The following is a 14,553-nucleotide window of genomic DNA, read 5'->3' on the forward strand; positions in this document are numbered from 1 at the left end:
AGGGACTTACACGGGACTTACGCGGGACTTACGCGCTCGCCTGCTCGATCACCGGCTCGCAGCGAATCGGAAAATTGACCGAGTTGGCGATATAGCACTTCTCATGTGCCGTGTGATGCAGATGCTCGGCGAGCGCACGGTCGTCGCCGGCGCGAATCGTCACGCGCGGATGCAGCACGATTTCCTTGAAGCGGCCTTCCTGCGCGGTGTCGATCATCGTGCCTTGCGCGTCGTCCGCGTAATCGAGCACGGCGATGCCCGCGTCGGCGCACAGATGCAGGTACCAGAGCTTGTGACAGGCGCTCGCCGAAGCCACGAGCAGGTCTTCGGGATTCCAGCGCGCGGCGTCGCCGCGAAACGCGGGATCGGCCGAGCCGGGGATCGCGGGCTTGCCCGCCGCTTCGATCAGGTGGTCGCGGTCATAGTCGCGATAGCCCGACGTGCCGCTGCCGCGATTGCCGGTCCAGTGGACTTTCACCTTGTACGTGTGTTCGCCGTGCGCCATCGTCGTTCTCCGTGTGGTCGGTTGGCGCTATTGTCTCATTGATGTCTATTTAGTTTCTCATTGCGTTATTTAATTCGGATGACGAATTATAAAGCGCGAAAAAAATCACACCGTATTCACACGAATCGTCACGATTTTTACAGGATTTTTTCTTGAGGCAAGGCCGCGGCGACCCTAGACTTCGGCTCAGGATAACGACAGGAGAAGCCATGTCGACACGCCGCGCCCCGCAACGACACGACGAACGGATCGTCTGCACGCCGCCCGGCATGGGCCGTCTGGTGCTGCGCCGCTTCGATCCGCAGCGCGATTCGTGGGAGCATCTCACGCAGTTGCTGCATCGTGCGTTCGCGCGGCTCGCGTCGGTCGGCTTGCATTGCGCGTGCGCGGATCAAGCGGCGGGAGCCACGCGTTCGCGCGCGCTGGCGGGCGAGTGTTTCGTGGCGGTGTGCAGCGGCCGCATCGTCGGCACGCTGACGATCGAGGGCCGCGACGGCGACTCGCCCTGCGAGCAGTACCGCGCGCGCGGCGTGGCCTCGGTCCATCAGTTCGGCATCGAGCCGACGTGGCAAAGCCGGGGCATTGGCCGCGCGCTGCTGGCGTTCGCCTCGCATTGGGCCGCCGCGCGCGGCTGCACGCAACTCGCGCTCGACACGCCGTTTCCCGCCGCCGGCCTGATTGCGTTCTACCGCGCGCAAGGCTTCAGTCTCGTCGACGTGGTGCGCTTCGCGGGCCGTGGCTACGACAGCGCGATACTCAGCAAACCCGCCGCCGCGAACCTGCCGTTCGCAGCGGCGAGGCCCGGCATTCAGCCGTCGACGGGCTGCGCAGGCGTCGCCAGATTGAGCTGGTAGAACGCCGCGTCGAGCCAGCGGCCGAACTTGAAGCCGACTTCCTTGATCGTGCCCGCGTGCGTGAAACCGAGCCGCGTATGCAGCGCGATGCTCGCGGCATTCGTGGCGTCGATGCAGCCCACGAGCACGTGCAGTTCCTTCTCCTGCGCGCGGCGGATCAGTTCGCGCAGCAGGCGCTCGCCGAGCCCGAAGCCGCGCGCGTCGCGATGCACATAGACGCTGTGCTCGACCGTGTACTTGTTGGCCGGAAACGGGCGGAACGCGCCCCAGCTCGCGAAGCCGAGCAGCTTGCCCGTTTCGTCCACCGCGCCCACCACGGGAAAGCCGTTCGCGCGCTTGACTTCGAACCACGTGCGCATGGCCTCGGGCGCGCGCGGCTTGTAGTCGTAGAGCGCGGTCGAATTGACGATGGCGTCGTTCAGGATTTCGAGAATGGCGGCGGCGTGTTCGGCCTCGGTGCATTCGATGAACGTCGCGCGGTCGCGCTGCGATTCGGTATTCATAGGGATTCCTATACAAACATGATGAGAATTCGGCGAGCGCCGCGCCGCTTCAACTGCTGCGCGCGTCGCAAATGGCGACGATGTAGTGCGCGGGCTGCGAAGCCGGATTGCTGAAAATCAGCGGCTGATCGCGACGCATCGCGAGGCAGTCGCCCGTTTCGAGCGCGTGCAGCTGGCCGCCGAGTTCGACATTCAGGCGGCCTTCGATCACCCAGACCTGCTGGTGATAGAACGGCTCGCGGCTGCCGGCTTCGTAGGCCACGCGCGCGCCGGGCGGAAAGTCCACTTCGACGAGCTGAATCGGCGAGGGCCAGTTCGGCGGCGACAGGCTGCGCCGCGTGTAGCCCGACTGCGGGTCGCGCCATTGGACCTGGGCGTCGCGCCGCGCGAGCGGTTCGGCGGGCGCGGATTCGCTCGCGCCGCCGAACAGGCTTGCCATCGACACGCCCAGGCCCGCCGCGAGCTTTTCCAGCACGACCGCCGTGGGGCTGGCCGAGCCGCGCTCGATCATCGAGATCATCGAGCGGCTCACGCCGCTGCGCGTGGCCAGCGCTTCGAGCGTGAGGGCGCGCGCGGCGCGCAATTCGCGCACGCGCTGGGCGATGCGTTCGTTGATGCCGGTGTCGGCCGAGGTGTCGTCGGCGGCTGCGGACGGGCTGGGTTCTAGCATAGTGGACGCATTATCCACTAAGTTGGAATTGGCGGTCAATATGCTGGAAAAGGGGCGCGACGAAGGGATTTACGCGCCGGGCGCTGCGTGCGCGGTGTCCGTGTCGGCATCCGCGCGGCGGGCGGCGGCCTCGCCTTGCGCCGACTCGACCCAGCGCACGAAGTCGGCGGCGGGCATGGCCTTCGCATAGAGCCAGCCCTGCGCGTACTGCACGCCGCGCTCGCACAGGTACTCGGCCTGCTGCTCGACCTCGACGCCCTCGGCGATCATCATCAGCCCGAGTTCGTGCGCGATGCCGATGATGTGCGGCACGATCGCGTTCACTTCCGCGCCGGTCGCGAGCGCGTTGACGAAGGCCTTGTCGATCTTGATACCGTCCACGGGCAGATCCTGCAAGTACGAGAGGCTCGAATAGCCGGTGCCGAAATCGTCGATCAGCACCTTGTGGCCCGCGTCGCGATAACGCTGCAGCACGGGCGCGGCCTCGCTCGCGTCGATCAACGCGCGCTCGATGCATTCGAACCAGATCTGCTCGCGGCGCACGTCGTGCTTCGCGAAGCCGCTTTGCAGCGATTGCAGCGCGCGCGACGACATCAGATCGTCGCGCGTGACGTTGATCGAGACATGCAGATCGCGGCGGCGCGCGAGCAACGTGCCCGCGCCCTCGAACACCGACTCGATCACGCGGTCGGTGATCGGCTGGATCAGGCCGAGCGATTCGGCCATCGGAATGAAGGTGTCGGGCGCGATCACGGTGCCGTCTTCGAGCGTCCAGCGCACCAGCGCCTCCGCGCCCACGCAGCGCCCGCTTTGCAGATCGACGATCGGTTGCAGCCACGCCGCGAACTGCCGCCGCCGGATGCCTTCGAGCAGCGCGCTGCGCGGCGTGCGCAGCTTGCGCCGCCAGCGCAGCGCGAGCCACGTCAGGAACGCGCTCGCGAGTAGCGCGGGGGCAGCGAGCAGTTTCAGCTGCGCGAACACGTTGGGGCGCATGCGGTCGGCGGGCTCGTAGGCGATCACCGAAATCGGATAGCGGTGCGAGTGCTCGACCACGTAATAGCGGTTTTCGAAGAAGGGCTCGGCGTCGTCGCGCGTGAGCGCGGCCTGCATCAGTTGCGCATTGGTACGCGGCCAGCGCGCGACGATCGTGCCGTCGCTCGATTCGAGCAGCGCGAGTTCGATGGTGTCGTCGAGCGGCACGATGTCGAGATAGAAGCGCGGATCGATCACCACGACATGTTCGCCGAGCCGGATGTTCAGCATGCGCTGCTCGTTGCCGCGTTTGCCGATTTCCGAGTGCCAGGCGGTGAAGCCCGCGCCGTAGCTCCATTCCGATGACGGCAGGGCGCGCACGGCGTCGCCGTACTGCGACGAGCAGCGGATCGACTGGCCGTCGGTCCAGGCCACGTTGCGGATGTAGCGATGTTGTTCCTCGGTCTGCTGCAGCGCCTGCCGATGCGCGGGCGTGCAGGGCGTGCCGTCGAAGCTCGCGAGCGCACGCAACGCGGAGACCGCTTCGTCGGTGACGACTTCGGCGCGCATGAGCGCGCGGCGCGAATACTCGTCGACCCGCTGCCGCTGATTGTGCTCGACCACGGCATCGGCCGCATACGTCACCGCCGCGAGCGTTGCCGAGAGGGCAAGCGCCACGAGACAGAACATCGTCAGCGCGGTCAGGCGTCGTTTCATGCGGGGAGCGGGCGCGAGGGTGAAGCGTTGCGCCCGATGTTAGCGGTTTTCGCCGCGCGCCGATGCGGCGCTGCGCGGCGGCGATTCGTTGCGCATGAAAGCGTGGATAACAGCGCGCGGCGCGTTTTTTGCGGCACGGATCGCGGCACGATGTGCCACAGCTTGTTCCACTACGCGCCAAGCGTCTGCGGATCGGCGACCACGACGCGGTTGCGGCCGCTTTCCTTCGCGACGTAGAGGCGACGGTCGGCGACCTGCAGGACGGCTTCGTAGTTCGTGGGGCCGTCGGCGGGACACACCGCCACGCCGATCGACACCGTGAACGGAATCGCCTCGGGATGCGCCGCGCTCGCGGGACCGGCGAGGTGCTGCGCGTGCAGTTCGACCGCGAGGCGCACGCGTTCGGCCACGGCGCTGGCGGTCGCGAGATCGGCGCCAGGCAGCAGCGCGGCGAACTCCTCGCCGCCGAGACGCGCGGGCACGTCCACGCTGCGCAGGTTGGCGCGCAGCATCTGCGCGAGCAGCGTGAGCACGACGTCGCCAGCCGCGTGGCCGTAGCGGTCGTTCACGCGCTTGAAGTAGTCGATGTCGATCATCAGCACGGCGAGCGTGCCGTTCTCGCGCGGCGCGTCGGCGTCGTTTTCTGTGTTCTCTGCGCTCGCGTGGGCCGCGTGGTTCGCATCGTCGGCGCGCTGCGCGCGTTCGACCGCTTCGTCGAAGGCGTCCTGAAAGCGCCGCCGATTCGCGAGGCCCGTGAGCGGGTCGCTGCGCGCGAGCGCTTCGAGCCGCCCGCTGGCCTCCACGTAATTGCCGAAGATATTCTTGACGATAAAGAGCGTGCCGACGAGCAGCAAAACCAGCACGGCCCAGGCGGCGATCAGCGGACTGCTGAACACGCGGCGCGCGGCGGCGAGCGTGAGTTCGCGGTCGTTGGTGGCGGCCATCAGCAGCCAGTGCGTCTGGCCGATGCGCTGATACAGCAGGTAATCGCCGCGCCGCTCGACATAGCCCGAGCCGCGCCGCATCCAGCCATCGACCGAATCGCGCGCCACTTGCAGCAGCGCGAGGCTGAAGCGGTGCGGACGCTCTTCGGCGAGCATGCCGTTGCGGAAGTAGACCACGCTGCCGTTATTGTTCAGGAGGCCGAACTCAACCGGCGCGGCGAGGTTGTCGGCTTCGCCGGGATCGGCCGTTGCGAGCTGCAAGGACAGCAGGCGCGACTGCGTGATGTCCATCACCACCGCGCCGCGAAAGCGGTCGTTCAGATAGACGGGCGCGCTCAGCGTGGAGATCGCCTCGCCTTTTTGCAGGCCCGTGTAAACGGGTGTCCAGAGCACGTCGCGCGACGGATTGCGGTCGGGCAGCTGGCCGCGATAGTAGTTCATCGCGCTGAAGCGGTGCAGCAGATCGGGCACGCTCCAGTTGTGCTGCTCGGGCGCGATCACGAATACGCCGTTGGTCGAAATGAAGGCGACGGTGCTCTGCACGGCGTCGGCGTGCTGGCTGATTTCCACGAGCGGACTGAGCGCGCGGGCGAGCGCGATGTCGCCGGGCAAGTCGGCATCGTCGCGATGAAAACCTTCGAGGCCGACGAGCGTCGCGGCATTGGTGCCGAACACGGGCGGCCCGTTCAGTTCGCCGCTGGTCTGCCACGCGGTTTGCGCGCTGATTTGCAGCGCGCGCTGCACGGCGGGGTCCTGGATGTTCGCGCGCTGATCGGCATCGGCGGCGAGCACGTGCTCGGCGTAATTGCGCAGGAAGGAGAGGCGGCGGCGCTCGGCTTCGATCAGCGCGTCGACGCCCACGGCGCGCACCTGGAGATCGCGCAGACGGCTTTGCAGGTCGTAGCGCGTCATGTTGTAAAGCTGGCGCAGGCCGACGAGCGCCACGAGCAGCATCGCCACGCCGAAGCAGAGCGTGACCACGAGATGCGGCCGCTTCATGATCATGCTGGAGAGTGAGCGGACCGGCTTGCGGTTTGCCGTGTCCTGCGCGCTGCGCTGCATCGTGCCCGGCCCCTTCGGAGATGTGCCCGTGCGCGGCGGACGTTGCGAATGCGTGCTGCGTGTCTTGCCCGTCCGCCCGCTTGCTTGTCGCTTGCTTGCCGCTTGTTTGTTGCCTGTTCGCTGCTTTCCTGCCGGATTGCCGGGGTCAAGCATAGCATCGGGTGGCGGCGCGGCGTCCGATGCGTGACGCGCTCGCGGCGCGTCCCTGAAGCGCGCCGTTCAGTGCCGCTCGGCGTGCCGCGCCAGCGCCACGAACTGCCGGAGCGTGGCCGAGGGGTCGCCCTCGCGCCAGCCGAGCGAGAGCTTCGCGCTCATCCGCACGCCGGTGATGTCGAGATAGCGCACGCCCTTGACCTGCACCTGGGCGATGGCGGCGGGCACGATCGACACGCCGAGCCCCGCCGCCACCAGATTCACGACCGAGGCGATCTGCGGCGCGGGCTGCGCGAGGCGCGGACTGAAACCCGCTTCGGCGCAGGCGCGCACGATTTCCTCGTGCAGCGTGATGCCGGCCGGGCCGGGCACCAGCACGAAAGATTCGTTCGCGAGCGCGGCGAGCGGCAGACGCCTCCGCGCGGCCAGCGGATGCGCGGAGGGCAGCACGATCTTCATCGGCTCGTCGGGCAGGCGATGCACCGCGATGCCCGCGAGCGCGCTCGCATCGCTCAGGCTCGTGCGGCCGGGGCGGAAGAACACGGCGTCGTGGCGGCCTTCGGCGAGGCCTTGCACCAGCATCGGCGTATTGGCTTCGTCGAGCGTGAGCTGGACGTCGGGATAGCGCTGCGTGTAGCGCTGGATCAGCGTGGGCACGAGCGGATTGAACGCCGCCGAGCCGGTGAAGCCGATGCGGATCTGTCCCGATTCGCCGCGCGCCGCGCGTTGCGCGGCCTGGGCGGCGCGCGCGGCGTCGTCGAGCACGCGGCGCGCTTCGACGAGAAAGGCCTCGCCCGCGTGCGTGAGCGTGGCGCCTTGCGGCGTGCGCACGAACAGCTCGACGCCCAGTTCGCGTTCGAGGCTCTTGATCTGCTGGCTCAGCGGCGGCTGGCCGATGCCGAGTTTTTCGGCGGCGCGCGTGAAATTGCGTTCGGCGGCGACCGCCATGAAATAGCGCAGATGACGAAGTTCCATGAGCGGCGTGGTGAGGGACGATATGCGCGGTGTACGCGTGAAGGGCCAGTGCTAAAACATATCGCACTAGCCAGTTCCATATATTGGACAGTATAACGAACGAGCGGGACAATTTGCCTCGTCATTGCAGATCGCCGCGAGGCTTCGTCATCATGAGCACCCAGCATCCCGCCGCACCGCGCCGCGTTTCGGCCGTCGCGCCCGCTTCACAGTCTTCCGCTTCACAGTCTTCCTCATCCGCCGTTTCGTCGCCCGCGAGCCGCACCGGCGTCGATCCCGGCTCGCCCGCGTACCGGCGCATCAGCCTCGCGCTGTTTCTCGCCGGTTTCGCGACGTTTTCGCTGCTCTATTGCGTGCAGCCGCTGCTGCCCGTGTTCGCGAGCGAATTCCACATCGGCGCGGCGCAAAGCTCGCTCGCGCTTTCGCTGTCGACCGGCCTGCTCGCGATTTCGATTCTCTGCGCGGGCGCGTTGTCGGAGCGCGTCGGGCGGCGCGGGCTGATCTTCGGTTCGATGACGCTGGCCGCGCTGTTCAACGTGGCCGCCGCGTTCGAGCCCGCGTGGCACGGCATTCTGGTGGCGCGCGCGCTCGAAGGCTTCGCGCTCGGCGGCGTGCCCGCGGTCGCGATGGCCTATCTCGCCGAGGAAATATCGGCAGGCGGACTCGGGCTCGCGATGGGGCTGTACGTGGGCGGCACCGCGTTCGGCGGCATGGTGGGGCGCGTGGGCATGAGCTGGCTCGCGGAGCATCTGTCGTGGCGCACGGCCATGCTGACGATCGGCGTGATCGACGTGGCCGCCGCGCTGGCGTTCTTCGTGCTGCTGCCCGCGTCGCGTAACTTCGTGCGACGCACCGATTTGAGCCCCGCGCATCACGTCGCGCTCTGGCGCAAGCATTTGTCGGCCTCGACGCTGCCTGCCGTGTTCGCGACCGGCTGCCTCGCGATGGGCGTGTTCGTGACGGTCTACAACTACGCGGGTTTTCGTCTGCTCGCGCCGCCGTTCGACCTGAGCGCGACGCAAACCGGCATGATCTTCTGCGCGTATTTCGCAGGCATCGTGGCGGCGTCGGCGGCGGGCGCGCTCGCGGACCGCTGCGGCCGCGCGCCGGTGCTGATCGGCGGCGTGATCGTGGCGGCCATCGGGCTCGCGCTCACGCTGTCGAGCGCGCTGGCGCTGGTGGTGATCGGCATCGTCGTGCTCACCGTGGGTTTCTTCACGACGCATTCGGTCGCGAGCGGCTGGGTCGGGCAACTCGCGGATGGCGCGAAGGGCCACGCCACTTCGCTGTATCTGCTGGCCTACTATCTGGGGTCGAGCGTGCTGGGCTCGTGGGGCGGCTGGTTCTGGCAGAAGGGCCAGTGGCCTTCCGTGGCGGGCTTTGCGTTCGCGATGCTGGCGGTGTGCGGCGCGCTGGGCTTCGTGATCGCCCGCAAGCAGGCGGGTGTGCGCGTGAAGATCTGACGCGGATATTCGATGCAAGCAGGCGCGCAACCGGTCAAACCGGCTGCGCGCCTTTTTCATTTCGGGCGTCGATCGCGTGAAAAACGCACGATAGGGACGCGAAATTCACGCGCCCCACGCCGAACGGCGAATCACGCTGCAAAAGTTGCCCGCGTGGAAATGCGGGTCTTTATCGGCGATCACATCGGCCTTCACGTTGCCGAAGGTCGTATCGGGCTTGTGCTTGATGCCGTCGTAGAAGGTCTGGATGATGTCTTCCTTGAAATGCGGCGTGCGCGGATGCGCGTGCACGACGGCGTCGCGCTCCGTATGGCTGTACTCGTGATACGTGAGGCCGAGCACGTCCATCTCCACGCCCGCCGTCACCAGCGCGATCACGGGATGCATATGCTGAGGAATACCAGGCGTAGTGTGAAGCGCGATCGAGGTCCACACGAGGTCGATGTCCTGTTGCGCGATGCCGCGCGCGCGCAGGAACTCGCGCGCGGCGTTCGCGCCATCCACCTCGAAGCGCTCGTGCGCGCTGCTGTGCGTAGGCATCAGGCCGACGTCATGGAACATCGCGCCCGCATAGAGCAGTTCGCGGTCGAACTTCAGGCCGCGCTTGAGGCCCGCGAGCGCGCCGAAGTAATAGACGCGGCTCGAATGGTTGAACAGCAAGGGCGATTCGGTATCGCGCACGAATTCGGTGATTTCGCGCGCAAGCTGGCTGTCGGGGATGGCAACGTCTGCGAGTTCGAGGCTCATGGCGGGACTCCGTCGGGTGGGTATGGACGCTATTCTGGGCTGTGCTAGCATTGTCCAGAATCGACTGAGTACGTCGATTTCTGCCATTTCGCGCGTAATCAGGACATAGCGTGAGCCGCGCAGGAAAATGGCTGAAATTGACGTAAAACGCGCGATTCAGCCGCGCGGTTTTTCTCCCCGGAATCCGACCCTCATGCCGAAAATCGTCGCCATTCTCGCGCTGCCCGGCGTGCAGCTGCTCGACGTCAGCGGGCCGCTCGACGTCTTCGCACAGGCCAATACCGAATCGGGCCGCGCGTTCTACGATCTGCGCGTGATCGCGTGCCGCGCGGGCCCGATCCGCAGTTCGTCGGGCGCGCGTCTGTTGCCCGACGCCGTGGCGGGACAGACCACGGAACGCATCGACACCTTGCTCGTGGCCGGTGCGCCCGACGCCGCCACGCAGCAGCTTGCGCCGCGTGTGCGCGACTGGCTGCGCGCCACGGCGGCGCGTTCGCGGCGCTTCGGCTCGGTTTGCACGGGCGCGTTCGCGCTGGCGGCGAGTGGCCTGCTCGACGCGCGCCGGCTGACCACGCACTGGGCGTCGGTGGACGCGCTCGAGCAGGCGTGTCCTGGCGTGATCATCGAACCCGATTCGCTCTACGTGCGCGACGGCAAGCTGCGTACGGCGGCGGGCGTGACGGCGGGGCTCGATCTCGCCCTGGCGCTCGTCGAGGAGGACCTCGGACGCGAGATCGCCATGCGTGTGGCGAGCCAACTGGTGATGTTCTTCAAGCGGCCCGGCGGCCAGCTGCAATTCAGCCGCAAGGGCGAGACGCGTCCTTCGGGCCGCTCGGCGCTACAGGAATTGCAGCGCTGGGTGGCGGCGAATCCCGAACTGCCGCATCGCGTGCCGGAACTGGCCGCGCGCGTGGGGCTGAGCCCACGGCATTTCGCGCGGCTCTTTCAGGCCGAAGTGGGCGTGACGCCCGCCGCGTGGGTGGAGGCAGCGCGCGTCGACGCGGCGCGCGCGTTGCTCGACACGCACGGCGAGGCGCCCAAGCGCGTGGCCGCGCGCTGCGGCTTCGCGAACGCCGACACGCTGCGCCGCGCGTTTCTCAAGCACGTGGGCGTGACGCCTGCCGAATATCGCCGACGCTTCGCGGGTGACGGCGATGGATCGGCGGATGCGACCCGTCGCGCATGAAACGTGCATGAAGCGCGGCATTGGCGGCAATATTTCAGACAGAAAGCGTCGATCCCGGCGATAATCGCGGGGTTCGAACGGCCCGGTGCATCGGCTGATGCAAGGCGCATCGACAAGCGGCTTTCCGGTCGGAACAGGCAGCAAAGCAGCGAAGCAGAAACGGCCGCACGGGGACATCCCGTCAACGGGAGACGCGGCCAGTGGTTTCAGCGTCGAACCACAGCGTCAAACCGTAGCGTCAAACCGCGCGCGCCGTCGCGTGCAACACGAGAATGCACCAGAAGCGGGCGCGGAGGTTGCGCAGGAAACGATGCGCGATGTGTGCGTGCCGCGCGCTGTTCAGCAAAAACAAAAACCCACGCGACATTTTATGTACTCGATCTTGCCCGCGTTCGTGTCCGCGTTGTTTCTCGGATTCGGCGTGTACGTACTGCTGACGGAAGGCGTCACGCGGCTCTCGGTGCCGTTCGCATCGATGTGCGCGACCACCTTCGTCTGGCAAGGCACGTGGGCATTCCTGTTCCAGACCTCGGACCCCGACCTCGCGGACGCGCTGGTCAAGTTCGGCTATCTCTTCATCCTGTTCCTGCCCACCACGTTCTATCACTTCGTGATCGAAGTGAGCGGGCGGCGCAGCGAGCGGCCGCTGCTGGTCGCGTCGTATGGGCTCAGCGTGCTGCTCGCGATGCTGCTCGTGGTCAGCGACGAAGTCGTGGCGGGCTACGGCAGCTTCTTCTTCGGCAAGTATCCGCACGCGGGCCTGCTGCATCCGGTGCACGTCGCGCAGACGGTGCTGCTCGCCTTGCGCAGCGGCTGGCTGCTGCTCGCGGCGCGCCGACAGACCGAGGCGCGCGACCGCCGCAAGCTGCTCGATCTCTGCCTGGTAAGCCTCGGGCTCTACGGCGCCGCCGCCACCGATTACGCGGTCAATTACGGCGTCGCGTTCTATCCGGTCGGCGCCGTGTTCATCGCCGTGAGCCTCGGCATCCTCGCCGTCACCATCGTGCGTTACGGGCTGATGCGGCCGTATCTGCTCGCCGCCACCGTGGCGCACGAAGTGGCGACGCCGCTCGCGGCCATCGGCATGCACGCGGAGGAGATCGGCAATGTGCTGCCCGAACTCATGCGCGGCTATCAGCTCGCGGTGCAGCACCAGCTTTGCGTCGATGGCCTGTATCCGGGGCAATCGGAACGGCTCTCCTCGCTCGCCACTTCGATTCGCCGCCAGGTCGACAGCACCAGCACCGTCGTGGAGATGTCGCTCGCATCGTTCACGCTCGACCGGCTCGACCGCCGCAGCTTCGAGGCCTTTCCGATCCGCTCGTGCGTGAATGCCGCGCTCGAACGCTTTCCGTTCCGGCCCGGCGAGCGCGAGATGGTGCGTGTCGATGCCATCGATCCGCAGCTGTGTTTTTCGGGCTCCGATTCGCTCGTCGTGTTCGTGCTGTTCAACCTGCTGAAGAACGCGATCTACGCGATTCATGCGGGCGGCGGCGGGCGCGTGGAGATCGGCGCGGCGAGCGAGAACGGCTATTGCGTGCTGCGCTTCACGGACAGCGGGCCGGGCATCGCGCCCGACGTGCTGCCGCATATCTTCGAGCCGTTCTATTCGACCAAATCGCATGGCAAGGGCGCGGGCATGGGGCTCGCGTTCTGCCGCCGCGTGGCCGATGCGCTGGGCGGCACGATCGTCTGCGAGTCGGTGCCGGGCGTGGCCACCCTCTTCACGCTGCAACTGCCCGAGCCGGGCTCCCCGGCGGACCGCGCGCTGCACGACGCGCCGGGGAAGCCCCGCCGCACGGCGGGGCAGGATCACACGGGCTGAACGCTAACGGACGTTCGGTGTTCAGTTCGCGCTGGTCGGCAGGACGAGTTCATACTCCTTGACGCGCTCGATGATGCCCGGCGGGAAACGGCGGATCCGCTTGTCGGTGCCGGCAAAGAGAATCTGCTGGTAGCCGAGCGAAACGGGCCGACCGTCGACGCAAAAACGAAACACGAGATAGGCCGAGCACTGGCGCACCTGGAAAGTGTTCATGTAGCAATCGACGCGCTGAAACGGAAACGTCTCTTGCACATATTCCTGATGCGCGCGCTTCGTCACGAAGACGCCGCCCGCCGCGAGCAGATTGTTATGGATGCACTCGTGGAACCAGCGCTCGCGGCAAATGCCCTGCCACTCGAAATAGCGGGCGAAATAGGTGTTCATGAAGGCATTCGAGTCCTTGAGATAAATGTCGATGACGTGATGGAAGGTCTTGCTCGGCGTCGCCTCCATGATCTCGTTGGAAAATCCGTTGGCGCCACGGGAAAGAACTGCGGGGATCGATTCACGTGCATTCATGCGATTGACTCCAGATCGGAATGGCCGCTGGCGGCGGCCTCGCATGCCTTCGATGTTTGAAGACATGCCCCCAATTCTGTGCGCGTTCACGGGCAGCCAATACCGCATCGCTCACATACTTGAGGCCGGCCTCGACGCTTTGCGCGAATTCATGCGGCGCGGCGGGGCGCGCAAACGTTTGATGCCGGCTTGCATGCGCACGGATGCGAAGTGAATCGCGTCGAGCGGCGAACCGGGACTGTCGCGTTCATGCCTGGCGAATGGGCGAACGCGTGGGCGAATGGTTGCCGAGTGCGCCCGCAAGGCCCCATAATCACCGGGCGGCGGCAGCTTGCCGTATCGTCGGGGGCAACGCGGGGCGCGAATCGCCATGCGGAGCGAGGCTCCTGCCGCCATCGCATCTGTTCATAGCGCACGAGACGTGAAGGCGCGGCGCAAGACGGCGCGTTCACCGAGGCAAAAACATGAGTTCCATCGTCAGACAGCCGGTTTTTTATCCCGTATCCGTGGTCTTTCTCGACGACAGTGCGGATTTTCTCAACGCACTGCGCGGCCTCTTTCCGAACCTGCCCACGCATCATTTCTTCACCTCGCAGCAGGAAGCGCGTGCGTTCATCGAACAGCGCGGCGCGGGCGGCGCGGCGCATAGCCCGATGTCGGGCGAGGCGTGGTCGGAATTCGAAAAGAAAGGCGGCAACGCGCTCGGTCAGGACGCGCTCGCCGACGCCGCGCGTTTCGAGGAAGTCGCGGCCATCGTGGTCGATTACGACATGCCGGGCCAGGACGGCCTCGAATTCCTCGCTTCGGTGAAGGACACGAACTGCACGCGCATTCTGCTGACCGGCACCGCCGACGAATCGCATGCCGTGGACGCCTTCAACGCGGGCCTCATTCACTTCTATCTGAAGAAGTCCGACCCGGGCATGACGCGCAAGCTCGCGCATGCGCTCGCCAACGCGCAGCAGAAGCATTGCGCGGGGCGCGGGCATATCGGCGTGCACGGCGTGGGCGCGATCTACGCCGACCGCCGCACCAACGACGCCTTGCATGCGCTGGCGCAGCGCGAGCGGCTCGTCGAATATTATTGGCGGCCCGAGCAGAACGCCGTGCTCACGTTCGACGCGTCGGGCAACCCCGGCGTCTTTCTCGCGTGGGACGCGCACGACTGGGACGCGCAATGCGACGTGGTGACCGACGAAGGCGGTCCTTCGGCGCTGCGCGAGGAGATGGAAGGGCGGCGCATCATGCCGGTGTTCTGGCCGAACGAAGCGTATCGCCCGGGCATGGCGCGCGTGGAATTCGCCGAGCCGCAGGTGCTGCCAGGCGCGCCCGACGCGCACTATAGCTGGACGCGCATCGAAGGCGTCGAACTCGCGCAGGAGTGCGTGACGTTCGCGCAATGGCTGCGTACACGGCGCGAAGCGTGATGAATTAAACGCGCGTTCATGCGGACGATAA

13 protein-coding genes are annotated in these 14,553 nt (G+C 66.7%); 5 read left to right on the forward strand and 8 right to left on the reverse strand.

Features of this window, described 5'->3' with window-relative positions; translation table 11 throughout:
- Positions 1 to 28: 28 nt before the first annotated feature.
- Complete coding sequence (locus tag U4Y88_RS00630; RefSeq protein ID WP_321781573.1) at positions 29 to 505, reverse strand: OsmC family protein; 477 nt, start codon at positions 503 to 505, stop codon at positions 29 to 31.
- A 209-nt stretch (positions 506 to 714) separates the two neighbouring features.
- Between U4Y88_RS00630 and U4Y88_RS00635 the strand changes: the two genes are divergently transcribed.
- Complete coding sequence (locus tag U4Y88_RS00635; RefSeq protein WP_405045004.1) at positions 715 to 1,359, forward strand: GNAT family N-acetyltransferase; 645 nt, start codon at positions 715 to 717, stop codon at positions 1,357 to 1,359.
- Here the strand turns inward: U4Y88_RS00635 and U4Y88_RS00640 are convergent.
- The 5 genes from U4Y88_RS00640 to U4Y88_RS00660 all read right to left on the reverse strand — a co-directional run bounded on the left by U4Y88_RS00640 (position 1,314) and on the right by U4Y88_RS00660 (position 7,355).
- Entirely contained in the window at positions 1,314 to 1,862 is a 549-nt protein-coding gene (locus U4Y88_RS00640; protein ID WP_224011779.1) for a GNAT family N-acetyltransferase, read from the reverse strand. The genes U4Y88_RS00635 and U4Y88_RS00640 overlap by 46 nt on opposite strands.
- Before the next feature lie 49 nt (positions 1,863 to 1,911).
- Positions 1,912 to 2,532 carry an XRE family transcriptional regulator gene (locus U4Y88_RS00645; protein WP_321781574.1) on the reverse strand — a complete coding sequence of 207 codons (621 nt, stop codon included), beginning with the start codon at positions 2,530 to 2,532 and terminating at the stop codon, positions 1,912 to 1,914.
- Between the two features lie 69 nt (positions 2,533 to 2,601).
- On the reverse strand, positions 2,602 to 4,221 hold the full coding sequence (locus tag U4Y88_RS00650; protein WP_321781575.1) for an EAL domain-containing protein: 1,620 nt from the start codon (positions 4,219 to 4,221) through the stop codon (positions 2,602 to 2,604).
- Positions 4,222 to 4,391: 170 nt separating this feature from the next.
- Positions 4,392 to 6,227 carry a diguanylate cyclase gene (locus U4Y88_RS00655; protein WP_321781576.1) on the reverse strand — a complete coding sequence of 612 codons (1,836 nt, stop codon included), beginning with the start codon at positions 6,225 to 6,227 and terminating at the stop codon, positions 4,392 to 4,394.
- Between the two features lie 219 nt (positions 6,228 to 6,446).
- On the reverse strand, positions 6,447 to 7,355 hold the full coding sequence (locus tag U4Y88_RS00660) for a LysR family transcriptional regulator (RefSeq protein WP_321781577.1): 909 nt from the start codon (positions 7,353 to 7,355) through the stop codon (positions 6,447 to 6,449).
- Positions 7,356 to 7,507: 152 nt separating this feature from the next.
- Between U4Y88_RS00660 and U4Y88_RS00665 the strand changes: the two genes are divergently transcribed.
- The gene (locus U4Y88_RS00665; protein ID WP_321781578.1) at positions 7,508 to 8,818 is read left to right on the forward strand and encodes an MFS transporter; all 1,311 of its coding nucleotides are present in this window, start codon (positions 7,508 to 7,510) and stop codon (positions 8,816 to 8,818) included.
- A gap of 105 nt (positions 8,819 to 8,923) precedes the next feature.
- Here U4Y88_RS00665 and U4Y88_RS00670 read toward each other — a convergent pair whose 3' ends face one another.
- On the reverse strand, positions 8,924 to 9,565 hold the full coding sequence (locus U4Y88_RS00670; protein ID WP_310631232.1) for an HD domain-containing protein: 642 nt from the start codon (positions 9,563 to 9,565) through the stop codon (positions 8,924 to 8,926).
- A gap of 193 nt (positions 9,566 to 9,758) precedes the next feature.
- Between U4Y88_RS00670 and U4Y88_RS00675 the strand changes: the two genes are divergently transcribed.
- Positions 9,759 to 10,751 carry a GlxA family transcriptional regulator gene (locus U4Y88_RS00675; protein ID WP_321781579.1) on the forward strand — a complete coding sequence of 331 codons (993 nt, stop codon included), beginning with the start codon at positions 9,759 to 9,761 and terminating at the stop codon, positions 10,749 to 10,751.
- Between the two features lie 370 nt (positions 10,752 to 11,121).
- Positions 11,122 to 12,576, forward strand: coding sequence for a sensor histidine kinase (locus tag U4Y88_RS00680; protein WP_224011787.1), 1,455 nt, complete (start codon positions 11,122 to 11,124; stop codon positions 12,574 to 12,576).
- A 21-nt stretch (positions 12,577 to 12,597) separates the two neighbouring features.
- On the opposite strand, the gene U4Y88_RS00685 is transcribed toward U4Y88_RS00680, so the two are convergent.
- The gene (locus U4Y88_RS00685) at positions 12,598 to 13,095 is read right to left on the reverse strand and encodes an acyl-CoA thioesterase (RefSeq protein ID WP_224011893.1); all 498 of its coding nucleotides are present in this window, start codon (positions 13,093 to 13,095) and stop codon (positions 12,598 to 12,600) included.
- Positions 13,096 to 13,559: 464 nt separating this feature from the next.
- Here U4Y88_RS00685 and U4Y88_RS00690 point away from each other — a divergent pair, with 464 nt between their 5' ends.
- Entirely contained in the window at positions 13,560 to 14,522 is a 963-nt protein-coding gene (locus U4Y88_RS00690) for a response regulator (RefSeq protein WP_224011788.1), read from the forward strand.
- Positions 14,523 to 14,553 lie beyond the last annotated feature (31 nt).

The organism is Paraburkholderia sp. J94 (assembly GCF_905220285.1).
GTDB lineage: Bacteria > Pseudomonadota > Gammaproteobacteria > Burkholderiales > Burkholderiaceae > Paraburkholderia > Paraburkholderia tropica_A.